General features: G+C 49.7%; 23 protein-coding genes and 1 pseudogene. 19 read left to right on the forward strand and 5 right to left on the reverse strand.

Annotated features, from left to right (window positions below; all coding sequences use genetic code 11):
* The first annotated feature begins 160 nt into the window (after nucleotides 1-160).
* The 11 genes from AC0YNW_RS08915 (at nucleotide 161) to AC0YNW_RS08965 (ending at nucleotide 14,985) form a co-directional block, all read left to right on the forward strand.
* On the forward strand, nucleotides 161-5,512 hold the full coding sequence (locus AC0YNW_RS08915; RefSeq protein WP_475831641.1) for a cadherin-like beta sandwich domain-containing protein: 5,352 nt from the start codon (nucleotides 161-163) through the stop codon (nucleotides 5,510-5,512).
* Between the two features lie 145 nt (nucleotides 5,513-5,657).
* A complete protein-coding gene (locus AC0YNW_RS08920; RefSeq protein ID WP_475831642.1) occupies nucleotides 5,658-6,041 on the forward strand; it encodes a hypothetical protein in 384 nt (127 codons plus the stop codon).
* 187 nt (nucleotides 6,042-6,228) lie between these two features.
* Nucleotides 6,229-7,104 carry an alpha/beta fold hydrolase gene (locus tag AC0YNW_RS08925; protein WP_475831643.1) on the forward strand — a complete coding sequence of 292 codons (876 nt, stop codon included), beginning with the start codon at nucleotides 6,229-6,231 and terminating at the stop codon, nucleotides 7,102-7,104.
* 114 nt (nucleotides 7,105-7,218) lie between these two features.
* Nucleotides 7,219-8,115, forward strand: a complete 897-nt coding sequence (locus tag AC0YNW_RS08930) for a M15 family metallopeptidase (RefSeq protein ID WP_475831644.1) — start codon at nucleotides 7,219-7,221, stop codon at nucleotides 8,113-8,115.
* 112 nt (nucleotides 8,116-8,227) lie between these two features.
* Nucleotides 8,228-8,713, forward strand: a complete 486-nt coding sequence (locus tag AC0YNW_RS08935; protein WP_475832194.1) for a VanZ family protein — start codon at nucleotides 8,228-8,230, stop codon at nucleotides 8,711-8,713.
* A 50-nt stretch (nucleotides 8,714-8,763) separates the two neighbouring features.
* Entirely contained in the window at nucleotides 8,764-9,468 is a 705-nt protein-coding gene (locus AC0YNW_RS08940) for a response regulator transcription factor (RefSeq protein WP_387470335.1), read from the forward strand.
* Nucleotides 9,461-10,579 carry a sensor histidine kinase gene (locus AC0YNW_RS08945; protein WP_475831645.1) on the forward strand — a complete coding sequence of 373 codons (1,119 nt, stop codon included), beginning with the start codon at nucleotides 9,461-9,463 and terminating at the stop codon, nucleotides 10,577-10,579. The genes AC0YNW_RS08940 and AC0YNW_RS08945 overlap by 8 nt, the downstream gene beginning before the upstream one ends.
* 79 nt (nucleotides 10,580-10,658) lie before the next feature.
* Nucleotides 10,659-11,561 carry a carbohydrate ABC transporter permease gene (locus tag AC0YNW_RS08950; RefSeq protein ID WP_475831646.1) on the forward strand — a complete coding sequence of 301 codons (903 nt, stop codon included), beginning with the start codon at nucleotides 10,659-10,661 and terminating at the stop codon, nucleotides 11,559-11,561.
* 56 nt (nucleotides 11,562-11,617) lie between these two features.
* Nucleotides 11,618-12,448, forward strand: coding sequence for a carbohydrate ABC transporter permease (locus AC0YNW_RS08955; protein WP_475832195.1), 831 nt, complete (start codon nucleotides 11,618-11,620; stop codon nucleotides 12,446-12,448).
* 15 nt (nucleotides 12,449-12,463) lie between these two features.
* Nucleotides 12,464-13,624, forward strand: a complete 1,161-nt coding sequence (locus AC0YNW_RS08960) for an efflux RND transporter periplasmic adaptor subunit (RefSeq protein WP_475831647.1) — start codon at nucleotides 12,464-12,466, stop codon at nucleotides 13,622-13,624.
* A gap of 29 nt (nucleotides 13,625-13,653) precedes the next feature.
* Nucleotides 13,654-14,985 (forward strand): ABC transporter substrate-binding protein, encoded by a 1,332-nt coding sequence (locus tag AC0YNW_RS08965; RefSeq protein WP_475831648.1) that lies wholly within the window; start codon nucleotides 13,654-13,656, stop codon nucleotides 14,983-14,985.
* Between the two features lie 64 nt (nucleotides 14,986-15,049).
* Here AC0YNW_RS08965 and AC0YNW_RS08970 read toward each other — a convergent pair whose 3' ends face one another.
* Nucleotides 15,050-15,358 carry a putative quinol monooxygenase gene (locus tag AC0YNW_RS08970; protein WP_475831649.1) on the reverse strand — a complete coding sequence of 103 codons (309 nt, stop codon included), beginning with the start codon at nucleotides 15,356-15,358 and terminating at the stop codon, nucleotides 15,050-15,052.
* Nucleotides 15,359-15,608: 250 nt separating this feature from the next.
* On the reverse strand, nucleotides 15,609-15,755 hold the full coding sequence (locus AC0YNW_RS08975) for a DUF1540 domain-containing protein (protein ID WP_119800084.1): 147 nt from the start codon (nucleotides 15,753-15,755) through the stop codon (nucleotides 15,609-15,611).
* Between the two features lie 355 nt (nucleotides 15,756-16,110).
* Between AC0YNW_RS08975 and AC0YNW_RS08980 the strand changes: the two genes are divergently transcribed.
* The 6 genes from AC0YNW_RS08980 (at nucleotide 16,111) to AC0YNW_RS09005 (ending at nucleotide 20,601) form a co-directional block, all read left to right on the forward strand.
* A complete protein-coding gene (locus AC0YNW_RS08980; protein WP_475831650.1) occupies nucleotides 16,111-16,965 on the forward strand; it encodes a sulfurtransferase in 855 nt (284 codons plus the stop codon).
* A 516-nt stretch (nucleotides 16,966-17,481) separates the two neighbouring features.
* On the forward strand, nucleotides 17,482-17,910 hold the full coding sequence (locus AC0YNW_RS08985; RefSeq protein ID WP_475831651.1) for a MarR family winged helix-turn-helix transcriptional regulator: 429 nt from the start codon (nucleotides 17,482-17,484) through the stop codon (nucleotides 17,908-17,910).
* 141 nt (nucleotides 17,911-18,051) lie between these two features.
* Nucleotides 18,052-18,810 carry an SDR family NAD(P)-dependent oxidoreductase gene (locus AC0YNW_RS08990; RefSeq protein WP_475831652.1) on the forward strand — a complete coding sequence of 253 codons (759 nt, stop codon included), beginning with the start codon at nucleotides 18,052-18,054 and terminating at the stop codon, nucleotides 18,808-18,810.
* 24 nt (nucleotides 18,811-18,834) lie between these two features.
* Nucleotides 18,835-19,266, forward strand: coding sequence for a hypothetical protein (locus tag AC0YNW_RS08995; RefSeq protein ID WP_475831653.1), 432 nt, complete (start codon nucleotides 18,835-18,837; stop codon nucleotides 19,264-19,266).
* Between the two features lie 554 nt (nucleotides 19,267-19,820).
* Entirely contained in the window at nucleotides 19,821-20,129 is a 309-nt protein-coding gene (locus tag AC0YNW_RS09000) for a hypothetical protein (protein WP_387470317.1), read from the forward strand.
* A 13-nt stretch (nucleotides 20,130-20,142) separates the two neighbouring features.
* Nucleotides 20,143-20,601: a type II toxin-antitoxin system VapC family toxin gene (locus AC0YNW_RS09005; protein WP_475831654.1), complete on the forward strand. Its 459-nt coding sequence runs from the start codon at nucleotides 20,143-20,145 to the stop codon at nucleotides 20,599-20,601.
* Nucleotides 20,602-20,968: 367 nt separating this feature from the next.
* Here the strand turns inward: AC0YNW_RS09005 and AC0YNW_RS09010 are convergent, their stop codons facing one another.
* Entirely contained in the window at nucleotides 20,969-21,661 is a 693-nt protein-coding gene (locus AC0YNW_RS09010) for a Dph6-related ATP pyrophosphatase (RefSeq protein ID WP_475831655.1), read from the reverse strand.
* 111 nt (nucleotides 21,662-21,772) lie between these two features.
* On the opposite strand from AC0YNW_RS09010, the gene AC0YNW_RS09015 reads away from it, so the two are divergent.
* Nucleotides 21,773-21,955 carry an ATP-binding protein gene (locus tag AC0YNW_RS09015; protein ID WP_475831656.1) on the forward strand — a complete coding sequence of 61 codons (183 nt, stop codon included), beginning with the start codon at nucleotides 21,773-21,775 and terminating at the stop codon, nucleotides 21,953-21,955.
* 152 nt (nucleotides 21,956-22,107) lie between these two features.
* Here AC0YNW_RS09015 and AC0YNW_RS09020 read toward each other — a convergent pair.
* Nucleotides 22,108-22,647 (reverse strand): annotated as a pseudogene (locus tag AC0YNW_RS09020) (YbhB/YbcL family Raf kinase inhibitor-like protein).
* Nucleotides 22,644-23,726, reverse strand: coding sequence for an NAD(P)/FAD-dependent oxidoreductase (locus tag AC0YNW_RS09025; RefSeq protein ID WP_475831657.1), 1,083 nt, complete (start codon nucleotides 23,724-23,726; stop codon nucleotides 22,644-22,646). The pseudogene AC0YNW_RS09020 and the gene AC0YNW_RS09025 overlap by 4 nt, the downstream one beginning before the upstream one ends.
* Nucleotides 23,727-24,085: 359 nt before the next feature.
* Between AC0YNW_RS09025 and AC0YNW_RS09030 the strand changes: the two genes are divergently transcribed.
* Nucleotides 24,086-26,185, forward strand: a complete 2,100-nt coding sequence (locus AC0YNW_RS09030; protein WP_475831658.1) for a serine hydrolase domain-containing protein — start codon at nucleotides 24,086-24,088, stop codon at nucleotides 26,183-26,185.
* The last annotated feature ends 224 nt before the right edge of the window (nucleotides 26,186-26,409 follow it).

Genomic DNA, 26,409 nt, shown 5'->3' on the forward strand with positions numbered 1-26,409 from the left:
GTAGGACTACAAACTTTTATCTTTTAGCTTATGATGTCTAGATAGAGTGGAATCATAGAGTTGTACCGTGAAGACAACCATGAAATGATGTTGTGACGGATAATTCTTTATGCGAAAGGATCGAAGTATGGTGAGAAGGACAAGTAGAAAAGTAGCAATTATGGTTTTAATTATTTTTTTTATAGCAAACACAATTCCGGGGAAGTTCAGCGCAGGCATTGGCGGTGTATCGAATGTTGAAGCGGCTGCAAGCATCTTTAATCAAGATGGTATTGGATTTAGCGGCTCCCTTTCTGGTAGCGAAGTAGTGGGAAATGCTTTTACTGGATATCAGGAATGGCCTGGTGGATTTACAAAAGGGTCCTCTGCTTTTGTCGGTGGTGTCTATGACGGTACGAATATTTGGATGATCCCCTATAACGCTAGTCAATTGGTCAAGGTCGATCCATCCACTGGAGAAATGACGGGTTATAGCGACTGGCCCGCCGGAATTGCAAAGGGGAGCAATGCATTTGCGGGTGGTGTATATGACGGAACTCATATATGGCTAATTCCATATAGTGCTAATCAGATTATCAAGGTTGATCCTGTTACCGGCGCAATGACAGGTTATAACAACTGGCCAGGTGGATCGAGAGGCAGCGATCAATTTATTGGAGGCGTTTTTGATGGGACCAGCATTTGGCTTACTCCCTACTCCGGCAGCCGATTAATCAAGTTGGATACAACGACAGGAGCAATGACTAGTTACAATAGCTGGCCTAGTGGAACCATTCTCGGCAGTTACCCGTTTTATGGATCTGTATTCGATGGAACAAGCATATGGCTCATTCCGAATAATGCAGACCGTATGATCAAGGTGGACACGGCAACCGGGGATATGACGGGATTCAACAATTGGCCTAGCGGTTTTACCAAGAGCGCAAATGCATTTGGGGGCGGCGTATTCGATGGTACGAATATATGGATGATACCGCAGAATGCTACTCATGTGGTCAAGGTGGATACGGTAACTGGGGAAATGACCGGATACAACGGATGGCCCGGAGGATTTGGAAAAGGGAGCGGAAGCTTTGTAGGAGGGGTGTATGATGGTACGAATATATGGCTCGTGCCGCTGAACGCAAATATGTTAATCAAGATTAATGCTGCAACCGGCCAAATGACGGGATTTGACAATTGGCCTAGCGGTTTTACGAAAGGCAATAATGCGTTCATGGGCGGTGTGTACGATGGGGAAAATGTTTGGATGATTCCATTTATGGCGGATCGGCTCATGAAGTTTGGGGATAGCGCTGATTTGATTGGACTCACACTGAGCGCTGGTGCGATGTCTCCGTCATTCAACCCGGCGACTACAAGCTACACAGCAAGCGTAGGTAATGAAGTGACGAGTATTGATGTCACGCCAACGGTTGCGGATACAGATGCCACGATGACGGTGAACGGTTCGGCTGTCACGAGCGGACAAGCCAAGACGATACCGCTGAACGCAGGGGCCAACACAATAACGATCATAATTACGTCAAGTAACGGAAACATGAAGACGTACACGGTTAATGTGACTCGGACGGCATCAACGAACGCCGATCTGAGCGGGCTGACGCTTAGTGCGGGTACATTATCTCCGGTATTTGATTCGTCGACAACAAGCTACACGGCAAGCGTAGGGAACGAAGTAGCGAACATCGATGTGACGCTAACGGTTTCGGATACAGATGCCACGGTGACGGTGAACGGTTCGGCTGTCGCGAGCGGGCAAGCCAAGACGTTGGCGCTGAACGCAGGGACCAACACGATAACGATCATAGTAACATCAAGTAGTGGCAACACGAAGACGTATACGGTGACCGTGACGCGGGCGTTATCAACGAACGCCGATCTAAACGGGTTGACACTTAGTGCGGGTACATTATCTCCGGTCTTCGATTCAGTGACAACAAGCTACACGGCAAGTGTAGGGAACGAAGTGGCGAGCATCGATGTGACGCCAACGGTTTCGGATAGCGATGCCACGGTGATGGTGAACGGTTCGGCTGTCGCGAGCGGGCAAGCCAAGACGCAGGCGTTGAACGTAGGGGACAATACGATCATGGTACAAGTCACAGGGCAGGATGGTACTACTCAGCAAAGCTACACCATCAAGGTGACGCGGGCGGCATCAACGAACGCCGACTTGAACGGACTGACGCTTAGTGCGGGAACATTGTCCCCGGTATTCAGTGCAGGGACAACGAGCTACACAGCAAGCGTAGGAAATGAAGTAGCGAGCATTGATGTCACGCCAACGGTTGTAGCTGTAGGCTCAACAGTAAAGGTGAACGGTTCGGCTGTCGCGAGCGGACAAGGCCAGATGATCTCGCTGAACGTAGGAGACAACACGATCACGGTTCAAGTCACAGCGCAAGATGTTACCACTCAGCAAAGCTACACCATCAAGGTGACGCGGGCGGCATCAACGAACGCTGATTTGAGCGGATTGACGCTGAGTGCAGGCACACTATCTCCAACTTTCAGCACAGCAACAACGAGCTACACCACAAACGTAGGGAATGGAGTGACGAGCATCGATGTCACGCCAACGGTTGCAGCAGCAGGCGCGACAGTAAAGGTGAACGGCACAGCTGTTGCGAGTGGACAAGCCAAGACGCAGGCGCTGAACATCGGGGCCAACACGATCACGGTTCAAGTCACAGCGCAAAACGGTACTACTCAGAAAAGCTACACCATCAAGATGACGCGGGCAGCATCAACGAACGCCGATTTGAGCGGACTGACGCTGAGCGAAGGTTCATTGTCCCCGGTATTCAGTGCGGCGACAATGAGCTACATGGCAAGCGTAGGAAATGAAGTGACGAGCATCGACATCACGCCAACGGTTGTGGCTGTGGGCTCAACAGTCAAGGTGAACGGTTCGGCTGTTACGAGCGGACAAACCAAGACGCAGGCGCTGAACGTCGGAGACAACACCATCACGGTTCAAGTTATTGCGCAAGATGGTACGACACAGAAAAGCTACACCATCAAGGTGACACGAGCAGCATCAACGAACGCCGATTTGAGCGGACTGACGCTGAGCGCAGGAGCATTGTCCCCGGTATTCAGTGCGGTGACAACGAGCTACACGGTAAGTGTAGGAAATGAAGTACCGAGCATCGACATCACGCCAACGGCTGTGGCTGTGGGCTCAACAGTCAAGGTGAACGGTTCGGCTGTCGCGAGTGGACAAGCCAAGACGCAGGCGCTGAACGTCGGAGACAACACCATCACGGTTCAAGTTATTGCGCAGGATGGTACGACACAGAAAAGCTATACCATCAAGGTGACACGGGCAGCATCAACGAACGCCGATTTGAGCGGACTGACGCTGAGCGAAGGTTCATTGTCCCCGGTATTCAGTGCGGCGACAATGAGCTACATGGCAAGCGTAGGAAATGAAGTGACGAGCATCGACATCACGCCAACGGTTGTGGCTGTGGGCTCAACAGTCAAGGTGAACGGTTCGGCTGTCGCGAGTGGACAAAGCAAGACGATCTCGCTGAACGTAGGGGACAACACGATCACGGTTCAAGTTACAGCGCAAGATGGCACAACACAGAAAAGCTATACGATCAAGGTGACGCGGGCGGCGTCAACGAACGCCGATTTGAGCGGACTGACGCTGAGCGCAGGAACATTGTCTCCGGTATTCAGTGCGACGACAACGAGCTACACGGCAAGCGTAGGAAATGAAGTAGCGAGCATCGACATCACACCAGCGGCTGTGGCTGTAGGCTCAACAGTAAAGGTGAACGGATCGGCTGTCGCGAGCGGAAAAGACAAGACGATCTCGCTGAACGTCGGAGACAACACGATCACGGTTCAAGTCACAGCGCAAGATGGCACGACACAGAAAAACTACACCATCAAGGTGACGCGGGTGGCATCAACGAACGCTGACTTGAACGGACTGACGCTGAGCGCAGGAACATTGTCCCCGGTATTCAGTGCGGCGACAACGAGCTACACGGCAGCCGTAGGGAACGAAGTGACGAGTCTTACTGTCACACCAACAATCGCGGATATTAATGCAAAGGTAACCGTAAACGGTGTGCAAGAAACAAGCGGTAAGGCACAAAGTGTCGCGTTAAACGTAGGAAAGAACACAATTACGATTCAAGTGACTGCGGAAGATGGCACAACACAGAAAAGCTATACGGTTACGGTGACGCGTGCCAATAAGCCCAACAGCGGTGGAACTCCTGATCCAATCGATACGGACACCTATTCTGAGATCTTTATCAATGGACAAGCGATGAAGGTTGGAACGGTGACCACTTCACGAAGAAATGATCAAACGGTGACTACACTAACCGTTGATCCAAACAAGATTGCTGAGATATTGAAGCTTGGCGGAGAACACTCTGTGATGACAATCCCGTTCAACAGTCATTCCGATGTTTGGATAGGCGAATTAAACGGCTCTACGATTAAGCTGTTGGCAGACAACAATATTGAATTGGAAATCAGGTCTGAAAGGGGCAGCTACAGGATTCCGGCCCGGCAAATCAATATCGATGACATAGTGAGAGAACTTGGAGCATCAGTGTCGCTTGAAGACATCACAGTTCAGGTGGAACTAGCCGCACTTACTACGGACAAAGTTAAGTTCGTTGAAGATGCTGCACGAGATGCGAACATTACCCTTATCGTTCCTCCGCTTGATTTTACAGTAAGAGCGATCTATCGCAATCAGCAGGTGGAAGTTAAGGCGTTTAATGCTTTTATTCAACGTTCGATCGCAATACCGAACAATATGGATTCTAGTCTTATAACGACAGGCGTAGTGATCGATGAGGATGGAACAATTCGTCATGTGCCTACCAAGGTTGTTCAACAAGATGGGCAATATCATGCCATTATTAGTAGTCTATCAAACAGTCCTTACTCGATCATATCGAGCAAAGTGGAGTTTAGCGATATCGCCAGTCATTGGGGCAAGCAAGCGATTAATGATATGGGCTCGCGTTTGATCGTGCAAGGTATGGGAGAAGGTTTATTTAGCCCGGACAAACCGATTACCCGTGCCGAATTTGCAGCTATTGTCGTGCGTGCGCTAGGACTAAAGCCGAAAAGCGATACTACAGGCTTTGTCGATGTAAAAGAATCAGATTGGTATAGCAACGCGGTGCGAACGGCGAAGCAGTATCAATTAATCAGCGGATTTGAAGACGGCAGCTTCCGGCCAATGGAGATGATCACACGCGAGCAAGCTATGATGATGATTTCCAAAGCCATGACGATTACGGGGATAAAGGATCGGCTGCCTGAGCAAGAAACGATTGTTACGCTTCGGTCATTCGCTGATGGCGAGCAGGTATCCGAGTGGGCGAGAAACGACGCAGCAGCCTGCATCCAGGCGGGAATTATAACGGGTAGAAGTGACGGGACTATTGCCGCCAAGGCAATCGTCACAAGAGCGGAAGTAACCATCATGCTGCAACAATTGTTGAAGAAATCTGATTTGATTTAAAAAGTTAAAGTTGAATCACTGAAGGGCCGCCGATTGATTCGGTGGCTTTCTTCATTGGTTATGCAGGCTTGGTTCAATTGAAAATTGTCCCATCTCTTTATATCATAGACATATCTTAAAAGTTTTTAATAGGGAGTGTTACCCGGTGATCCACATTTATGAGGAAGAGCGTAAAGGAGCAATAGCGAACACTATCGAGCATTCCCATGCATCAATGGAGCAGTGCTTCGAAGCTATTCGGCGGATGGACGGGTTCACGCGCAGCCAGGTCACCATTCAGCATAGGGACAACATGATTATGGTCGGCGGCGGCAGTGACGAGTTCATTGTTACGGTTGAATCCAGCATAGCGATTCACAATTTGCTAAGCTCGGAGGAAGAGAATGAATTTGTGGAGATTACAGTGGGCGGCCAAGCCTGTGAATTTCCCCAGAAGTATATCGTTGGATTCGAACTGGTGGAGTCTGCACTTCGCTATTTTTTAGAAGATGCATCTATCGATCTCGATTGGGAAGTCATTGATAAGTAGATAAATGGAAATTGCCATTCCTATCGGGCCAGACCTAGGATTAAATCATATCCAAATACTGATAAAGGAGCGGGCCAAAGCCGCTCCTTTTTGGTTTGTGGCTGCTAAGCCATTTGAATGGACAACAGAACCTCACAAAACCATGAGGCATAAGCTGAATCATATAGATGGAGAGGATGTTTGCCCCATGTTTCCCTATTACCCGCAAGTGTATGATTTCTACCGGCTCATGGCTCCCGGCTACGATAACTATCCTTATAGCTACAGTGGCTGGACGTGGTCGTGTGACGGCAGAGAGGTTCAAGAGAGCTACCTGTTGCCTCCGCAACAACTGCTTTCCTTTGTGCTTGTGCATGGCGCCTGGGCCGATGCATACTTCTGGGACGGCATAGCGGCGGAGCTGCGCAGAAGAGGGCATACCGTCTATGCGCCGGAGTATGCAGGCCATGGCAATGACCCGAACAAAGCGGTCACACATGCGATGATCACCAAGTCTGTTGTGGATTATATAACAAGGATGAATCTGCATGACATTATACTCGTCGGACATAGCTTCGGCGGAACGGTCATTCAGAAGGTTGCGGAGCAGATTCCGGAGCGGATCAAGCGACTTGTCTTCTGGGATGCGTTCGTATTAAAAGACGGAGAAGCTGCTGCCGACGAGCTGCCGCCCGGAACGAGGCAAGGCTTCGAGCAGATAAGAGCCGCATCGCATGATGATACGATTATGCTCCCTTTTCCGATCTTCCGTGACTTATTCGTCAATACGGCAACCTTGGAGGTCGCCAAGCAGATGTACGCGCGCATTATGCCGGAGCCTGCGAAGCCGCTCTTCGAGAAGCTGGACCTTAAAGCGTTCTATGCGCTTCCTACGCCGAAAAGCTATCTCTTCTTTTACCAGGATAACGTTTTTGCAGAGGGAGGGGAGTATGGCTGGCATCCGCATATGTCCTCCCGGCTTGGCACCTTCCGCCTGATTGTGGGAGACGGGGACCATATGACCGATTCGCGCACAAGGCCTGCTATGGTTGCGCAGAAGCTGTACGAAGCGGGGCGGGACTGAGCTGACTGTAAGCAAGTTTTCAATTTTAATAAAAACTTTAAGATTGACCCCATTTCTTTTTTAACAGTTTTCTTTATTCTTCAAGGATAAGAAGGATGAGGAGGAAGCTGAATCATGAAGAAATGGGTTTTTTGTCTTGTGGTTTTGTTGCTGCTTGGCTATGGATTGACGAAGTGGAAGACGGGGACGAGCAGCTTGCCTGACGAATCGAAACCTCGCATAGAAAACGGGATTAAGCCTGATGCGCCTGTTCAAAGGGACGGCTTTTCGATAGACGTATCTCAAGAAATGATCTACAGGGGAGAGCTGCTGCTCATTAACAAAGACCATCCTGTTCCGGATGGAATTGACGCGGAGTCGGAAGCGGTGAGCCTGGTTAGAAATCCCGAATTGATCGACGGCTTCGGCGTGCTGGATAATCGCGTTTTGCTATCGCCCTGGCTGGTGGAGAAGTTCCGTGCCATGGTGAAGGATGCGGCACAGGAGGGAGTATCCAGTTTTCTGATCAGCAGCGGCTTTCGGAATGAAGCCGATCAAGAGGAGTTGTATCGCACATTGGGAGCAGAGATTGCCATGCCTCCAGGGTATAGCGAGCACAATATCGGCCTATCGATGGATATCGGCTCCTCGCAGGCCGAAATGAGTCGTGCCCCGGAAGGGAAGTGGCTGATCGACCACTCATGGAAATACGGGTTTGTTTTGCGCTTTCCCGAGGATAAAACGGCAATTACAGGCGTTCAATTCGAGCCGTGGCATTTTCGTTATGTCGGTTTGCCGCATAGCGCCATTATGAAGGACAAAAACCTCGTGCTGGAGGAGTATCTGGATTACTTGAAGGAACAGAGCTCGGTGAGTACAAGCGTTGGGGAGGATCGTTATCAGGTCTTTTATTATCCGGTATCCCGCGATCATAAGGTCGACGTGCCAGTGCGAGGCGAATATGAAATCTCTGGCAACAATCAAGACGGAATTATTGTGACGGTCCGCCAAACAATAGGACAAGGGGAGTGAAGAGCGAATGAATATGAGGATGGGGACGATGGCAACAAACGGAATAGAGACGAACAAGAGAAGTGTCGATAATCCTCATAAAAGCATGGCAGGAGGGAGTAGTCCCTTGAGCATGCTGCTCCTCCGAGCTCTTCTTGTACTATATGTATATTTGCTAATCAAGATCATCTTGTTGAAGTTTCACTCTCTGGATATGAGGTTTCTATGGAACCGCCTGCTCGCCGGGCTGCAGCAGCCCGACTTACTGTCCCAGCGTCTAGATAGCGGCAATCTGGTTCTCTTCCGGGAAATCTCCAGATCGCTGCTATCGTTCAGCGGCCACGACATGTATAATTTGCTTGGCAACGTGGCGATCTTTATGCCACTGGGCATTTTGTTAGGATTGATGTTCACTCGTAAAAGGATGGCTGGAATAAAGGTGTTGTTTTGTGCTTTCTTCTTAAGCCTGTGCCTGGAGACTGCCCAGTTGCTATTCATGATCGGCCAGTTCGATGTCGATGATATATTACTGAATACAGGGGGAGGAGTTCTAGGCTTCGCGATATACCGGATAGCTACTCTCACCTTCCGCGGTACATCGAACAAAAAGAGCATTTGAAATCGCTGGCCGGACTCGGTTATGCTTGACCTTGAAAAGGAGAGAATGTCATGAAATCGATCACCATTCTAATTGCGGATGACGAGGCGGAGATTGCCGATCTGATCGAGCTGCATCTGGTCAAAGAGGGCTACCGTTGCCTGAAAGCCGTTGACGGACAAGAGGCACTCGGCATGATCTGGACGCAATCCGTGGATTTGGCGATATTGGATATTATGATGCCCAAGATCGACGGGTACGAGCTGACCCGGATCATCCGAGAGAAGTTTCATCTGCCGATTATTTTTCTTAGTGCCAAGGCGACCGATTTGGATAAAATCACGGGCCTCGTTCGCGGCGCTGATGATTATATGACCAAGCCATTCAACCCTATGGAGCTGGTGGCTCGGGTGAACGCACAGCTGCGCCGCTTTATTCAGTTGAACCCGTCAGTGGCTGCTCCGGCGACGGATACGTCTATGCTGGAAGCTGGGGGGCTTGTGATCTATCCTGAGCAGCGCAATGTGTTCCTGTACGGTGATCCGGTCGAGCTTACGCCCAAGGAGTTCGACATATTGGTGCTGCTCGCCAGCCATCCGAAGAAGGTATTCAGCTCGGAGCATATTTTCCAGCGGGTGTGGGGCGAGGCGTATTATGAAAGCGGGAATACCGTGATGGTGCATATCCGAACGTTGCGCAAGAAGCTGGGGGAGGACCAGCATAAGAACAAGCTGATCAGAACGGTGTGGGGAGTAGGTTATGCGTTCAATGGCTAAACCCAAATTCCGAAGCTTCCGCTTCCAGATGGTCCGCCTGTTCGGGTTCAGCATGCTGCTGTCCGCCGCGACTACCTTTCTGATCTACTTGGCGCTGCAGCAATATTACTATACGCTGCTCCGCGAGGACCCGATGTTCCAGGTTCGCGAAGCTATTCGAGATATCGGCGATATTAACGCGTTCCTGATTCTATTTTTTCCAATTTCGTTTCTATACTTCTATCTGTTGACCCGGCGTTACGTGGCTTACTTCCGGGAAATTTCCCGCGGAATTAACCAGCTCGCCGGGGGCGACTTCTCCCATCGGGTTCATATCCCGACCACGGATGAGATCGGGGACATTGCTCGGGACATCAACCTTGCCAGCGAGAAGCTGAAGCAGGCGGTGGAACGGGGCGATTTTGCCGAGAACAGCAAGGAGCAGCTGGTGCTTAATCTTGCTCATGATTTGAGGACCCCGCTGACTTCGGTCATCGGGTATTTGGACTTTATTCTGCAAGGCAAGGATTTGACCGCTGATCAAATGAAGCACTACACGTCGATAGCCTTCACGAAATCACAGCGGCTTGAGAAGCTGATCGACGAGTTGTTCGAGATAACGCGCATGAATTACGGCAAGCTGAATATTCGTTGCGAGCCGCTCGATCTGGGCGAGCTGCTAACCCAATTAAGCGAAGAAATGTATCCGGTATTTGAGAAAAACAAGCTGACCGCGCGTCTTTCAATCGCGCCAAATCTGATGATTTCCGGTGACGGCGACCTGCTCGCGCGCGTGTTCGAGAATCTGCTGTCCAATGCTGTGCGTTATGGTACAGATGGCGAGTATATCGATATCAGCGGCAGCCAAGAGGATGGGCAGGTTGTCATTCAAGTCACCAATTACGGCAGGTTCATCCCGCCTGACGAGCAGCCACATGTGTTTGATATGTTCTTCACCGGGGATCGTGCGCGAACCCATCAGGAAGGCAGCACTGGGCTTGGCTTGTTTATCGCCAAAAACATTGTAGAACAGCATGAAGGCGCCATATCGGTGCAAAGCGATGTCATTCGCACCGCATTCGAGGTGCGATTGCCTTGCTTGGATTTGACTGTGCAAGCAAATCCATTTTAGGAAAAGTTAAGAATTCCCCCACTTCTTATTTTATCAGTCTGGCCTATGCTTAGAGCATCAACGGCAGGAGGACTGAAAGATGAAGAAGTGGGGTTTTTTGCGTGCTCCGCGGGGCCTCGCCCGGTGGATGCGCCGGGACACCGCGGCGGCGTGGCTGTTTCTCGCGCCGAGCGCAGTTGGTTTTGCCGTATTTTATCTGATCCCGTTTGTCATGGGGGTGCTGTATTCATTCATGAGCAGCGCCTCCGGCGGAGGGTTCGCGGGCCTGGCGAATTATCGGGAGCTGCTGGCCAGCGAGTCGTTCCGGAAGGCGGCGTCCAACACCTTTTACTTCAGCGCGGTGAGCGTTCCGCTTATGCTGGCGTTGTCCCTGGGGTTGGCGCTATTGCTGAACCGGCAAATCTATTTTCGCAAATGGCTGCGGACCTCCTATGTGTTGCCGCTTGTCGTTCCCGTCGCCTCTGTCATCATCATCTGGCAGATGATCTTTGACTGGAATGGGGCTTTGAACTATGCGTTTAGCTGGTTCGGGATCAACCGGGTGGACTGGATGAAGACGGAAACGGCCCGGAATGTGGTCATTGCGGTGTATCTATGGAAAAACGTCGGGTACAACGTCATCTTGTTTCTAGCGGGACTCCAGCAAATCCCAAAGGATTATTACGAAACCGCCCAGCTTGAGGGTGCCGGACGTGTTCGCCAGTTTTTCGGCATTACGCTAGTCTATTTGACCACAACGACGTTCTTTGTGGTGATCATGTCGATCATCAATTCCTTCAAGGTGTTCCGGGAGACGTATTTGATGGCCGGCGATTACCCGCATGACAGCATCTATATGCTGCAGCATTACATGAACAACATGTTCGTGTCACTGGATATTCAGAAGCTGACGGCGGCGGCAGCGTTGATGGTCTGCGGCATTATGGCGGTCGTACTGGGGATGTTCGGCCTGGAGCGCCGGTATCGCCAGTTTATGGAGTAGGAGGAGGAGCTTTGCGAGTCATTTCAACCATACATAAAGTGTTGTTAACGGCGTTAATGGGGATGATTGGTTTGCTGCTATTGTCCCCGATTGTCATTACCTTCACCAATTCGCTGATGAGCAAGCAGGAGCTGAGCATCAACTATGGGGTGATCGGGAAGCTCACGGAGGTAACGTCAACGGGTGCCGATACATTCGTGAATTTAAAATGGCTGCCGGACAAGGTGACCTTGGCGCAATACGGCGAGCTGCTGGTCTATTCGCCTAACTATTTGCTGCTATTTTGGAATTCGGCAGGCCTGGTCGTACCGATTATCCTTGGACAGACGGTTGTCGCGGCGCTGGCAGCCTACGCTTTTGCGAAGCTGAACTTTCGTGGTCGTGATTCTCTGTTTCTCGTGTATCTGCTGACGATGCTCATGCCTTTTCAGGTCACACTTGTTCCGAACTATATTATGGCGGATAAGCTGGGCTTGCTGCATACTTCGGGTGCTGTGATCCTTCCGGGCATCTTTGCCGCCTTCGGCGTATTCATGCTGCGCCAGTTCATGCTGCATATTCCCTATGCCTATATCGAAGCGGCCAAGATAGACGGAGCCGGCCATCTCAGAATATTTCTGACGGTTATTTTGCCGATGGTGAAGCCGGGGATTGCCGCTCTGGTCGTGCTGCTATTTGTGGATTATTGGAATATGGTCGAGCAGCCGCTGATTTTTATCAATGATCCGTTTAAGCAGCCTTTATCGGTATTTCTGTCGAGGCTAAGCGGCGAATGGGATACGGTGTTTGCCGCATCGATGCTGTATATGGCTCCGATGGTACTGTTGTTCCTGTATGCGGAGACGTATTTCATCGAAGGTGTTCAATTGTCCGGGATCAAGGGGTAGGAGGAGAAGGCAAGGATGGAGCTATCAAAGGAGCGGGTTGATCGTAATCGTAAAAGATGGATATCCGCCGTGCTGCTGCTGTTGACTGGAATGCTGCTGTTCTTCACGTTATTCAGCAATACGCTGCAGTCGGTTACCTTGCCGAAGGTAAGGGCGGAGCAGGCAGCAATTGGAGGAATCGCTTATAAGCTGGAGGGCAGCGGTGTATTGCTGCCAGTTAATCAAGCGGAGCTGCCGAACCCGGCCGGCTGGAAGGTCCGGCAGGTTCTTGTGAAGGAAGGAGAGGCCGTCCAGAAAGGGCAGAAGCTTATCGTGTACGACAGCACCATAGCCGAGAGGGAGCTTGCGGACGAGCTTGCGCAGCTGGAGAAGCTGACGATCGCGCTGGAAGGCGTGCAGGACCAATTCAAATTGTCGATGATCGAAGGGAATGAGTCGGCTACGCGGGACGTTAAGCGGGAGCTGGCAACGCGCAATATCGATCTATCGATGCAGCAGCGTAAGATCGACGGGCTGCGGGAGCAGTTGAACCGGCAAAGAGAGCTGGCCGCTCCGTTCGGCGGGGTTGTGACGAAGGTGAACGCAGTAGAAGGTCTCGTCTCTACGGGTCAGCCGGATGTGTTGATCACAAACCGCGACTTGGGCTATCGGCTGGAAATCATGGCAAATGGTGAGCTTATTGATCGTTTAGGTCTTGCGGTTAAGCAGCCTATCGAGCTGAGAGTCGCAGCGGAGGGGGAGCAGCCAGCACGCACAATGGAAGGCACAATTGATGGGATTGCCGATGAGAGCTCTCGGTCCGCGAGCTTGGCCGAAGGCGGCGGGGGAGCGCAAGCAGTCATTCGACAGAAGCAGCTGCGCATCCATGTGTCCGACATCACCCTGAAAGGGGGGGAGCAGGTTTCGGTTAAGCTGAATCGGGCTTCAGCCGGGAAGGGATGGTTGATCCCGAACGAGGCGATTCATCGGGAAGGCGAGAAGCGATTTATATTCAAGGTGGAGCAGCAGAGGGGGGCTTTGGGCAATGTGTTTGTGGCCCGCAAGATTGCGATTGAGGCAAGCGAGTTCACGGAGCGGGAGACGATGATTCCGGCAGATCGGCTATATGAAGGGGAGCTAATCATTCTGGAAAGCAGCGAGCCGCTGCAGGACGGGAACCGGATTCGTCTGCAATAAAAAATTTTAAAGATGAGAGGTATAGAGACATGATGAAAAGATTAGGTGTAACCGTGTTATCGGCGGCAATCATGCTGGCAGCTATGACTGCTTGCGGTACGGGAGAAGGCGGGGCAAAGACAGAAGAGAACGGGACGGCAACGAAAGATGAAAAAACCGTGCTAACGTTATCCATTATGCAGTCTACACCCTATTATGAAGCGTTGGAGAAAAAATTCGAAGCCAAACATCCGGACATCGATCTGCAGATTCAAGCTTATAAGCAGGCTGGAGAGGAGGATAAAGCCGGGGATTCGGAGGAATACCGGAAGTCCATGAATACGGCTTTATTATCCGGGAAAGGGTCTGATGTTCTTGAGCTGATAGACGGGTTGCCCGCGAACGAATATGTCGAGAAAGGACTTCTCCTGAATATGGAGGATTTAATGAACCAGGACGACACTCTGAAGCCAGACCATATGTACATGAATGTATTAAAGGCGATGAAGCAAAAAGGCGGAAACTATGCGATTCCGTCCGGATTTTCGGTGAGAGCGTTCATCGGAGATGGAAAGAGGCTGAAGGACGCGGGCATCAATGAGCAGACTTGGACCTGGCAGGATTTTGCCGATATTGGTAAGAGGCTGACGCAGAGTGAAGAGGGCTTGTATGCAATGGCTGATTATACACCGGATATGCTGATGCAGGAAATGACGGTAGACAGCTACAGCACATACGTGGATAAGGCGGCGAAAAAAGCAAAGTTCAATACTCCGGAATTTGTGGCATTACTGAAACAGGTGAAGAACATGTACGATGAAGGCGTAATGACCGCCGAGCCAGGGCAGCTTGACAAGCAATTATTTTATTCTGCCGTATTGCGTGAGCCGGCCGACGTAATTAATGTAACGCATACCATGTTCGATCACCCTCGGCTGCTGCAAAAGCCGCATAGCGCAGAGCAATCTGGCATGATGCGGATCATCCCATCCTCCACGTTTGCGATTCGGGAGAAATCCCCGGTGCAGGAGGAAGCGTGGAAGCTGCTCAGCTTCCTCTTGTCCGAAGAGGGGCAGTCGATACCGGAACGCAGCGGATTCTCGCTGCTCAAATCGGTGAACGAGAGGAAGCTGGACGAGATCAAGGAGCAAATCCAGGCGGGCACCTTGCAGCTGTATGACGGCAAAACGGTAAAAGCAGAGGATGCGGAATTTGACCGGTTCCATCAACTGTTGGATCAGGCGGATCAATATGCGGTTCTCGACGGGAAAGTAATTGCCATTGTAGGGGAGGAGTCAGTCGCTTATTTCAGCGGGCAGAAGTCTGCGGAGGAAGCAGCCGGACTGATTCAAAACCGGGCTACGACCTTTTTGAACGAATAGTTGGTTTACAGGGAAGTCCTGTCTTATGTGGAGGCAGGACTTCTTCGAGTGAACGGAACGGGTATTAAAATCGTAATCCTTTTCCGCCGACAGGTCTAATTGTTGTTGACTCCACTCCTGCGATTAACGGCATGGCGCGCGCAATAGAGGCTTTGGTGTCTTCATGGTCGAGGGAGGCGCGATGAGCTTCCGGACTACTCCATACCTCAGTCACCCATATGGCATCCGACTCGGTATCCGAGACATTGACGATATACAGCTCGCATTCCTCCATGGCTTGCATGGCGGCTTCGCCCTCCAGCAATATCTCCACCAGCGCATCCCGTTCACCGGGTTTCGCTGTGAATTTGACATACATTCCAAATCTGCTCATATTCATCGCTCCCAACGTTTTAGAAGTAGTGTAGGTTAGGATGTCCGTTATTGTATTGTAAAAAAGCGACAGCTTCTTTCTGTGGGAATGTATGGGAAGTGGAGAGGGGTATAGGTTTGAGCCAGGTATGAAGATGTGGAGTTGGGAAGGAAACTACATTTTCCAGCAGAAAAGACTTGATAATAATTATCGTTCTTGATAAAATCAAAAAAGAAGAAGGAACACCTGATGTATTCCTTCTCCATGTGGCTTATTTAACTTCGAATGTTTTGCAGTCTGTTTCCGACGATGTGCTAGCTTGGTGTTTGGAAACGATGTAAATTTGTTCAGCAGCACACTTGTTGCCGTTGCTCCAGTGACGGCAGGAGTCGACTTCACAAAGAACGTCTTTAGCCATTGAGGACACCTCCTTATGAGATTGATGGAAGACACAAATGGAATACAGCAAGGCGATATTCAAGTTCGCACCTTGTCATCGCTCGCATGCATGTCCCTTTTTCGCACAAAGGGCTATTTGTGTTTCATACCTTATAATACACCGAAATTAGGCGTGACCGCAAGCTGTCTATCGTTGCTGTCGAGAAATTTCATAGGAATTTCATAGAAGTATTCCACACGAACCCGTGGCGCTGTATGCAGGCGCAGCGGGCTTTTTTATGATAGATGAAAATAAAAATGGAGCGGACTTTTGTGATGAGGCAAAAATCCGTATAATAGGACGCATGGGTTGAATGTGAAAGGACGGATTAAACATGAACAATATTGTTTCCATGGCATGGGTGAAGGAGCAAATCGGAGCGCCGGATGTCGTTATCGCCGATTGCCGTTTTGTACTTGGCAAGCCGGAGGCTGGACGCGAGGCCTATGAGGCTTCTCATATTCCAGAAGCGGTCTATCTGGATTTGGAGAAGGATTTGTCCGCCCCAGTGGATGAGCATGGCGGCCGTCATCCTCTGCCGGATATATTCGATCTGACCGTTGCGCTTAGCCGCGCAGGGATCGGCAATGAGACGAAAGTGGTAGCTTACGACGATCAAGGGGGAGCGATGGCTTCCCGGCTGTGGTGGCTGCTGAAATATTTGGGCCATGAGCAAGTGTATGTGATGGACGAAGGATTTGCCGCATGGACAAATGAAGGACATCCGGTAACGGACGAGGTTGTGGAGCCTGCACCTACGAAATTCCTGGCAACGGTCGAGCATACGATGCTAGTGGAGATGGATCAAGTGCAGGAGCTGTTGGATAGAGATGGCGTTACGCTGATTGATTCCCGTGAAGCACCGCGCTATCGTGGCGAGGTGGAGCCGATTGACCGCGTAGCGGGCCACATTCCGGGCGCCATCAATCGATTCTGGAAGGACGGCCTCACGGCATCCGGCAGCTGGAAGGATGGGGCAGAGCAAGCGGAGCGCTTCGCCGATCTAGATAAGAACCGCGAGCTCATCGTGTATTGCGGCTCGGGCGTAACAGCAACGCCGAATGTAATTGCTCTGCAGGAAGCGGGCTTTACGAATGTAAGGCTGTACGCGGGGAGCTGGAGCGATTGGATCTCGTACAGTGAGAATCCGGTGGCTGTGGGGGACGAGGAAGAACCTAAAAACATGTAGCAGTATGTGCCGTTGAATACATCGCCATGTAGCTTGCATGCCCGGGCGATGTATTTTTCTATGTTCTGAGTCAACAAGGAGTCAACGCATCACTCCTGAAAGTACTAACAGAGAGGGCGTAGCCGACCAAGTGATCATGCTCGTTATACTTAAGCCTGTCTAACCATGGCGAGTTGCCTTCCAAGTCGTTAGTGTTAACTGTTTGGCTTCCGACTCCAGAGCAAGTCAACAACTTGAGGAAACAAAATCGATAATCAACACGAAATCAACGATGTTTTCATAGAGGAGGCGAGTGAGTTCGAATATCGACTCCCTAGTCGTGACAAGAGAAACGGAGTTACGTGCGGAAATCGTCGTAGCTCCGTTTTATTTGTATGCCGAAATTCAAGGTCGGGCTGAACGACAAGCGCAACTTGAGATACTTATGAGGCGAAGTCGGTTGACATTCTGGAAACATCTAACATATAATTAGGATGCTAGTAATATCGACATGATCGCAGAATGGAGCCATACCGCATGTCTCAATCTATCCTTTACTTGAAAAGAACCTATATTATTATGCGCAAAGAGCTTGACGTGCGGTTAAGCACATTCAATCTGACGACTTCGCAATTCGAGATCCTGGGTTATTTGGCTCAATCCGGGGGATTGGAGCAGCAGAAGCTCCAGCATCATAGTGGAATTACATCCGCGACGTTGACCGGAATATTAGATAAGCTGGAGGCTCGGGGAGACATCTCCCGCAAGCCTAGCCACACGGACGGAAGGGCTAACGTTGTGACGCTCACGCAGCAGGGCAACGAGGTGTTCGGTAAGCTGGTCGGTCTTATTCTGGAATTCGAGAACGAGATGCTTAAAGGGTTCACGCAAGCCGAGAGAGATTTGCTGGGACAGTGGCTGCAACGAGTGGCCAAGAATCTAGGGGATAAGGAGTATTATCAATAGGGGCTTTCCGCCTACGCTTATAGCTAGGATCCTTACGATTAAAGAGGGGGGGGGGGTGAGTGCAATGGTGCGTTTATTAGTATGAAGATGAATTATGTTTGTTTTATAGCTAGGATCCTAATTAATATGGGGAGGCATATTATGCGAATCGTAGTTACAGGAGGAACAAGCGGAATCGGTTACGGGACGGCGCGCTTTGCCGCGGAACGCGGTTGGGAGGTAATGATCGTCGGTCGTAATCGAACCCAAGGCGAGAAGATTGCCGCCGAGCTGGGGGCCGACTACCTCTATGCAGATCTGTCCAAGATGTCGGATGTACGTCGGTTAGCGGAACAGCTCGAAGGGCCGATTAATGCGTTGGCGCTGTGTGCGGGAGGAATATCTACCGACAAAGAGGCACGGCTTACCAATGAAGGGTTGGAGACGACTTTCGCAACAAACTATTTGAGTAAATTCGCGTTATCGGAGATGCTTCTTCAGCAGAACAAGATCGTACCTGACGGATGCATCGTTATGGTAGGAGGTAATGGCGTCCACAAGAATGCTTCGACCTCTTGGGCTGAACCTCAAGCCGGTCTATCATCCGCGATGAAGGCAGCGCTTGCGGTCGATCTCTATGCTTCTGAGCTCGCCAAGCGATATCCGCAGTTACGCGTACATACCTGCTATCCGGGAATGGTCCGAACGAATTTGTTCCAAGAGGCACCGTTGCTGTTCCGATTTTTGTCTCGAATGTTCGGTCAGCCGATAGCCAAAGGCAGCACTTATTTGGGTCGGCTGATCTTGGAGAAGCATTCGGGGGTGCATTGGAAGCAGGATCGCCCAATGCGTTTCCGCGTTCCTTTGCCCGTAGGCCAAGAAGCTGAGGCGCTATGGGCATATAGTCGACAATATATTTGACCACATAACAAAGGGGAGTTAAGCATGCGTTATAAAGCAGGGTGGCTGGTGCAAAATCATATTTTGGCTTTGACGCATTTTGAACCGGTGGTAACAATGGAGGATTTCCGGGATATCGCTGCGGATGCGCACATGGCTTTGCAAGAGGCGACGCAGCCCTTTCACCTCCTGATCGATAATCGGATTATCGCCGAAAGGGCGGTCGCCACTCTGGATTCGATGTTGAAAGCTCTGCCGATCCTCCAACATGCGCACCTGCGATGGATTGTTGTCGTGCTGCCCGAAGCCGTCAAAGAGACTGCAGCAGCTAGACAAGTCGAGCGGCATGGATCGATTCAATTAAAATTTGCGGACAGTCTGGCTTCCGCATTCCAGCATCTTGCCTGTGAGGACGACCGTATATACGGGACGGCCGGCATGGAATCGAGTTGGAGCGATTGGATCTCGTACAGCTAGAATCCGGTGGCGGTGGGGGACGAGAAGAAAGTTTAAGCGGCGATATAGGATGCAGCTTCAAGTACATCGCTTATGTGGCGATGTACTTTTTTGCGTTGTGCTCAGGGGCGTCTAAGTTAACAAGGAGTCAACGTTCGCCTTCTGAGAACATTTTCAGCAAGCATCTGACTGCGACAACGCTCGGCGTTGCTCGATACATCGTTCAGCACTGTGTACATAGGGGGCGAGGGAGAGTAAGAAGCTGGGGTAATTGGATCTCATACAGCGAGAATCATGAGGCGACGGGGGATGAGTTAGAGGCGAGAGACAGCGTTGGACACGGTTTGAGGGCTGTGACAGCTTGCTAGGAGGGCGAGTTGTCACGGCTCTTTTTTTGCGTTTTCGTTCAACAACTTGCAAACAAGAAGTTGGAGAAAGTGGATTCTGCTTTATTTTAATAAAAACCCCTTCATCTTGAAGGAAACCAGAAATTAGCTTTTCACCCGACATCACCCCCTTTAATCGACAGTATTCGACGAAACTTTATAAAAGATAGATAGAAGGAGTGAATCTCGATGGAGAATAAATACAAACGCTTCATTCAAAATCAATACGAAAAAGCGAAGTCTACCGCTTCCGGATTCATATCTTCAAAAGGCGAAGATCAAGAAGAAGGTACTATAGAACTCAATCCGCAATATTATGTTGAGCTGAAAGCCATCGCCGATCTGCAACGTACGAATGTGCAAGCGATCGTCAATGAAATCATTGTCCAGTACCTGGTAAGCGTAAACGGCAAATACGAATCAACCCCCATCTCAGTGGATCAAAAGGAAGATAACCCGCTTCTGTATTTGGATGGTATTTGCAAACTAGAGAAGTAAGGAGTGCCGACATATGGATAACCATTTGAACGTTCAAAATACCATTTTTCTGGATGAAACAGCTTTAGCCGCTTTAATGAACCCTGAAAACCCCCGCTACATAAAAGCTCGTTCCCTGTTTCTGGATTTACATGATCTTGAACGTAATTACGTGACGACCAACGCCATTATATTTGATCTTCACGAATGGCTCTGCAATGAATACAGCTATCAGCAGGCAGAATTTTTTCTGAATGCAATTGATAAAGCAGTGAGTAACGGAAAGCTTGAGGTCATCTCCAGCGGCCCCGAATTTGTGAGGGAATCGCGCAGACTGCTTATAGACAGGCCTGAGCTTCGATTCTCTCTCAGTGAAGCATTGACTGCTGTCACTATGTCCTATTATCAGATTAAACGCATCTTTACTTTCAATCGGAATTACATGATGCTTGCCAATTTGGATAAGGATATTCGAATCATTCCATCCAACTAAAAGCCTTTAAACAAATGCAGCTCCCTTAAGAGGCCGGCTGTATTTTTTTGTTGCAATAACAGTATCTACAAATATTTGGAGACTATCACTTTTCCTTCGGCGTTATGGGAGAATCTCATTCGTAGTTAATAAAGATGAAATAAGCAGCGCGCGACGGAAAAATACGCGGGATATGGGCTGTGACAGATTGCCGATGGGCAGACTGTTGCAGCCCTTTTTGAGCTTCTTGAAAACAGCTTGCATACAAGAGTTCGAGGAAGGCAGTTGTAAGAACCCTGGAGCCTACTGTAGAGAAGCCCAAGGAAAGGTCGACCAACGGGAAGGGTTTGAATATTTAAAAAAGACCAGATTGCAAAGGTTACCTTCTTCAAGTGCCCAGTAGTTCCAAAGGCAAAAAGGCATAATCGCCGTTCTTAACAATGCTGCATTTGCGAACAGGAATAGGATGCTTGAAGATGGGGCCATCGATTACGGTGGTATGGAACTCGCCGCCTTCTCCACACGGGTCAATACCACGAGCTTGCAGCTCCTTAATGTAGTCGTAAGTTAACGTTCGTCCTAAATCTTCTTCCCACATCCCCAGCGATAGATTTACTGTGACCAGAGTCGATATAAAGCCGAGATCAATAAACTCTTTGACGGCTTCATAATGATCCATTTCCCATAGGGGCATGCCAAGCTTTAGGCCGGCATTTTGGGTAACCTTGTCATGCCAGCAGTCCTCAATAGGCACATCCAAATCTCCTGTGACTAATACTTCTGCGCCTTGACGCTTTGCGTGTTTTAAAAGAGCCATAAATTTGTTTTCATAGTCGCCCCAACTTGCAGCTGCAGTATAAAGGGGCAAGCCGATCGATTCAGCTTGGGCATGGATAAGCGCCGGAGGCATTCCATGGGATCTGGAACGTTTTCCTTCTTCCTCCATCATAACAATCAGTCCGATCGCTTCTCCAACCAACATAGATTTATACAGAGCCAGAACGCTATCTTTTCCCCCGCTAAAAGAAGCTATAAATTTATGCCCATGAGCGCCATTTTTCCAGTTCACCGTTTCTTTCATTGCTATCGTTCTCCTTTGTTAGTGTGTTCTGTGAATTGTAACACGACTTGCTTCGGGGAGCGTAGCGGCTCGGCGGTTCGATTTTTTTGTCGGTCTGATTAGTCCGCATATTTGCCACTCGTCTTTAATCGCTTTTACAACGGAGATTCCGCTAGAGATAGAGGGAATCATGGAGCGGGCTTAGGACTATCGATCGCCTGCTGGATCGTCGACCAACATCAGGGTTTTATCTATATTGGCAGTGTGGCAGGACGCGGCACAACGGTTACGATTCGTTTTCCGGCGATTGGTTAGAGAATGGATTTATTGAGGGCGCTGATTATGTTAATAGAGAAATGATTGCATTTCTGAACAGTTAGAGCATGAAAAAGAATCCGACAAGAAGATGTGAAAAATAAAATGCGCAACAAAAATTTCTTGTCGCGCATTAACGTTGGACACGTATATTATCTTTCAAACGTTGCTACTAGTACCGCTCTGCCTAAAGTATGGGTAAGCATTTGAAAGCCTAGAAAGGCCGGTGTTGAATTAGTCTGGACACCTATATCCTCAACATCCAAAGCATGAACAATAAAATAGTAGCGGTGCGGTCCATCTCCAATTGGCGGCGCAGCACCAATATAACCTGCAAACGAGGCATCGTTGTTCAATTGAATAGCTCCGTTCGGGAGACAGGAGCCGTCCTCGCCGCCTGCCCCAGATGGCAGTTGTGTCACGTCAACGGGAATATTGCAGACAGACTAGTGCCAAAATCCTGATCCGGTCGGAGCATCGGGGTCATACACCGTAACCGCGTAACTTTTTGTTCCTTTCGGGGCGCCGGACCATTTCAATTGGGGCGAAATATCTTGCCCGCCTTCTACTCCGAATTTTCCTGAAAGCTGCGGTGCGGATAATACAAGGTTGTCAGGGATATCCGAACTTTTCACATGAAAGCTGGCTCCTTCAGGCAATCTGGCTAACGGGTTATTTTGCTCACTTTTCATTTTGAACCTCCATCTTTTATAAGTTTGATAGTGCCGTCCTTAAAACGAGAGAGCCGGCAAGGGTCTAATTCGCTTCTTGATTCCCGGTCGATGATTTCACTTGCCGCCAGACGCGCAATCAGCGGTGCCAGTGTAATCGCAGAATGCATCACCGTCAGATAAAGTCCCTTTATGTGATCGTGGTAGCCCACAATCGGATAGCCATCTTCAGGCATGGGTCTCATGCCGACCTTAATGCCTTCCAGTTCTAATTGTTCCCCGCCCTTCAAACTGCGGCTCAACGTCGCGAACGCTCGCTTGCCGACCGCATCGGGTCCGTTTTCCTTAGACTCGTCGATGTAATCTTCCGCAGCTAGCAGCACTTGATCCGTCGGTTGACGCGCCTCCAATTGTGCATTAGAGATTAATGTGCGTATGAGTCTATTCTCCGTTTTCATTCGAATCAGAATGGAAGGCGACGGCGTTACAGGTACGGGACAGCCTAACGGGCTGCAAAGTTCCGGTATGCCTGTACCTGCGGCCAATACCACGATATCCGACTCCAGAAAACCTTTGGACGTGTGGACGCCGACCAGGCGGGAATCTTCTTGCTGCAGCGGCGTAACGGTGGTATCGAAATGAACCTTTGCTCCGTACTCCCGCGCTTTGCTCAACAACAGCTCCGTTAACACGATCGGGTCCACCGCGCCTTCTTCGCTGGCAAACATCGCTTCCTCCGGATATTCCTTCAGGTTCGGCTCCAATGCCTCAAGCTGCTCCCGGTTTAATTTTTGCAAGTGGAGTTGCTCCCCTAGGGTCGGATTGTCCCAAGTCAGCGCTCCGTGCCATTGAATTTGGAGTTCGGACAGCTCTTGCTGAAGCGTATGGTATTCTTCCACGGCCGCATCGTACAAATGCCTGAATACGGGAGCTACTTTATGCGTCGTATGAATCCAGGCAAATGATTTTTCTGTGACTTCACGCGCCGCGGCGGGGTGTCGTTCAATCACGGTTACATCTTGGTTTCGTTTGGCCAGATGATATGCCACGGACGCTCCGACAATCCCTGCGCCAATAATCACGATTTTTTGCTTACTCAATCATGACTCCCCCTTTATCACTCTATTGTAGCATAGGCGTCATGATCATCCGTGTCGGAACATAGCTGAACAAGAGAACCATTCATCATTAAATCAACGAGATTTCAATAGCATAAAATTGACTGGGAATATTTTCTGTGAGAGGACTCGCAAATAAACTTTAATATATTACCCTATTTTCATATACGTCCATCAAATGAAGGGTACGAGGTTATGGAGTGTCATAACGGAGATGCGATCAATGTATTCAAACAGCAAGAGGCTTGGACTACAATCTCAAGATGTAGTCGTTCTTCAAAGGGAAATCAAAGGTTTATCCATTATAATCTATCTTAACAAAAATAAGGGGGATACAAAGCATGAGCTTTCTACGACAGGTGTTTAAGAATACTCGCTTGACCTTCCTGGTATTACTGGCTTTCAGTTTGCTGCTAACCTCTTGTGATGGAGACTATACGCCGGTAGAGAAGCAGACCGATCCGAACGAGGCTGTGTTCAACTACGATGAAACCCGGAAAGTTGCAAGGGAGAAGGCTGATCTTCTCACGAAAGTATACGACACGAACAGTGTGCAGTACGCCATTATCGATCATGGCAATATCGTCGTGTCCGGCCAAACTGGGAAGAATGATGAGCAAGGACAGAAGCCGCTGACCAAAGACACGATGTATGGGACAGGCTCGGTCAGCAAAATATTCACCACGGTTGCCGTCATGCAGTTGGTCGACCTGGGGAAAATCGATCTCGATACGCCGATCGTCCAGTATATCCCCGAGTTTACGATGAGAGATGAGCGTTATAAGCAGATTACGCCGCGTATGCTGTTAAATCATTCTTCCGGTCTGAACGGAACGACGGGGATAAATGTCTATCTATTCGAAGATAACGATACTTACGCTCACGACACACTGCTGGAGCAACTGGCCGGACAGACCTTGAAGGCGGACCCGGGCGCATTCTCGGTATACTGCAATGATGGATTTACGCTGGCCGAGATTCTGGTCGAGTATGTCAGCGGCATGGACTTTACCTCTTATATCCATCGATATATTACGGAGCCCTTAGGCATGGCCAATACGGTGACGCCGCTCGATTCTCCGAACACGGCCGAGATGGCGGGACTCTATTATCCCGCCTATACAGGACAACTTCCCAACGAGACGGTCAACACAATCGGATCTGGGGGCATCTATTCTACTGCAGAGGATTTGGTTCGATTCTCGCAACTATTTACAGGGGGAGCAGAACAAATATTGTCCGTCCAATCAGCTGAAGCCATGACCCAGAACGAATACAAGACGTCTTTGTGGCCTGACGATGCGGATAACTCATTGGCATACGGCCTTGGCTGGGACAGTGTTAATCTGTATCCCTTCAGTGAATATGGGATGAAGGCGCTGACCAAAGGCGGGAAACTTACTTTCTATCACGCATCGCTCGTTGTGCTTCCTGAGCAGGATATAGCAGCCGCGGTCGTCACTTCCGGAGGAAACAGCGGGATCAACCAGCTTCTGGCGAACGAGATTCTGCTTCAGGCGCTGAAGGAGAAAGGGACAATTGCCGAGTTCAAGACTGAGAAGTCGTATGGCAAGCCGGTAAAGGCTGATATGCCGGAGTCCATGCTCCAGTATGCGGGGATCTATGGCTCGTCTGATGCAACGATGAACATTAATATTACGGAAAGCGGCCTTATGTCCGTCATATCGAAACAACTGATCGAGTCCTATAGATATACGTCGGACGGCACGTTCAGGAGTGGGGACGGAAGAATGATGGCCAGCTTCGTAACGGAGGACAACGGCCGCACCTATTTCCTGCTTAACTCATATGCTTCAGCGCCGGGTCTTGGGCAGATAGCTAGTTCTATGTACTTTGCCGAGAAGCTTCAGCCCCAAGATCTTCCGACAGAGACAACAGAGGCATGGAGCAGGCGCGATGGCAAAAAATATTATCTGTTGAATGAGAAGTATACGTCAGTCAATTATTTGTTCCAGATGTCCTATCAATTGGATGTGTCCAAGCCATTGCCGGGGTATGTCTTGGATAAACGTATAACAGGCCCCAATACGGCAATCTCCGAATTGCAAATACCGGGAACGAGTGGGCGGGATCTCTCAGGTTTAACATTCTTTACGGAGGAAGGCGTTGAGTACCTGGAACAACGTGGAATGATCTTAGTGAGCGAGGATAACGTCAAGCCCTTGAATATCGCTAAGGAGTCAAACGTTACCATTCCAGCGAGCGGATACGCTAAGTGGTATACGATAAGCGAGGAAGACGTGGGCAATACCGTTAAGGTGAGTATGTCCTCGAATGCCTCCTTCGCGGTTTATGATGCGAGTGGAAAATGCGTCTACTTCAGCATCATCGAGGACAAGGATCAGGTTGCATTGCCGGCGGGAGGATCCATTGTTTTCGCCGGAGATGCAGGTGCGCAGTTCGAGATTTCTACCCAGTAAACTGGAACAGCAATTGAATCTATGGAGAGGAGAGACCGCGTTGGATGCGGACTGAGGGCTGTAATAGGCTGCCGGGAGGGCGGCTTGTTTCAGCCCTCTTTTTTGTGTTGTTCAAGGCGTTTAGGCGAGGAATGTAAAGTTTGTAACAACAAAAATATATCTAAATTCGTCATAGTTTTATTGTAAAACGATAAATATATGTTATTATAGAACTAATTTAATGA

The sequence above is a fragment of the Paenibacillus sp. J31R120 genome (assembly GCF_056269225.1).

What these genes read in the sequence shown, in the direction of transcription:
- AC0YNW_RS08915 (WP_475831641.1), top strand. Translation starts at nt 161, where the DNA reads ATGGTTTTAATTATTTTTTTTATAGCAAACACAATTCCGGGGAAGTTC.
- AC0YNW_RS08925 (WP_475831643.1), top strand. Translation starts at nt 6,229, where the DNA reads ATGTTTCCCTATTACCCGCAAGTGTATGATTTCTACCGGCTCATGGCT.
- AC0YNW_RS08930 (WP_475831644.1), top strand. Translation starts at nt 7,219, where the DNA reads ATGAAGAAATGGGTTTTTTGTCTTGTGGTTTTGTTGCTGCTTGGCTAT.
- AC0YNW_RS08935 (WP_475832194.1), top strand. Translation starts at nt 8,228, where the DNA reads ATGCTGCTCCTCCGAGCTCTTCTTGTACTATATGTATATTTGCTAATC.
- AC0YNW_RS08940 (WP_387470335.1), top strand. Translation starts at nt 8,764, where the DNA reads ATGAAATCGATCACCATTCTAATTGCGGATGACGAGGCGGAGATTGCC.
- AC0YNW_RS08945 (WP_475831645.1), top strand. Translation starts at nt 9,461, where the DNA reads ATGGCTAAACCCAAATTCCGAAGCTTCCGCTTCCAGATGGTCCGCCTG.
- AC0YNW_RS08950 (WP_475831646.1), top strand. Translation starts at nt 10,659, where the DNA reads ATGAAGAAGTGGGGTTTTTTGCGTGCTCCGCGGGGCCTCGCCCGGTGG.
- AC0YNW_RS08955 (WP_475832195.1), top strand. Translation starts at nt 11,618, where the DNA reads ATGGGGATGATTGGTTTGCTGCTATTGTCCCCGATTGTCATTACCTTC.
- AC0YNW_RS08960 (WP_475831647.1), top strand. Translation starts at nt 12,464, where the DNA reads ATGGAGCTATCAAAGGAGCGGGTTGATCGTAATCGTAAAAGATGGATA.
- AC0YNW_RS08965 (WP_475831648.1), top strand. Translation starts at nt 13,654, where the DNA reads ATGATGAAAAGATTAGGTGTAACCGTGTTATCGGCGGCAATCATGCTG.
- AC0YNW_RS08970 (WP_475831649.1), bottom strand. Translation starts at nt 15,358, where the DNA reads ATGAGCAGATTTGGAATGTATGTCAAATTCACAGCGAAACCCGGTGAA.
- AC0YNW_RS08975 (WP_119800084.1), bottom strand. Translation starts at nt 15,755, where the DNA reads ATGGCTAAAGACGTTCTTTGTGAAGTCGACTCCTGCCGTCACTGGAGC.
- AC0YNW_RS08980 (WP_475831650.1), top strand. Translation starts at nt 16,111, where the DNA reads ATGAACAATATTGTTTCCATGGCATGGGTGAAGGAGCAAATCGGAGCG.
- AC0YNW_RS08985 (WP_475831651.1), top strand. Translation starts at nt 17,482, where the DNA reads ATGTCTCAATCTATCCTTTACTTGAAAAGAACCTATATTATTATGCGC.
- AC0YNW_RS08990 (WP_475831652.1), top strand. Translation starts at nt 18,052, where the DNA reads ATGCGAATCGTAGTTACAGGAGGAACAAGCGGAATCGGTTACGGGACG.
- AC0YNW_RS08995 (WP_475831653.1), top strand. Translation starts at nt 18,835, where the DNA reads ATGCGTTATAAAGCAGGGTGGCTGGTGCAAAATCATATTTTGGCTTTG.
- AC0YNW_RS09000 (WP_387470317.1), top strand. Translation starts at nt 19,821, where the DNA reads ATGGAGAATAAATACAAACGCTTCATTCAAAATCAATACGAAAAAGCG.
- AC0YNW_RS09005 (WP_475831654.1), top strand. Translation starts at nt 20,143, where the DNA reads ATGGATAACCATTTGAACGTTCAAAATACCATTTTTCTGGATGAAACA.
- AC0YNW_RS09010 (WP_475831655.1), bottom strand. Translation starts at nt 21,661, where the DNA reads ATGAAAGAAACGGTGAACTGGAAAAATGGCGCTCATGGGCATAAATTT.
- AC0YNW_RS09030 (WP_475831658.1), top strand. Translation starts at nt 24,086, where the DNA reads ATGAGCTTTCTACGACAGGTGTTTAAGAATACTCGCTTGACCTTCCTG.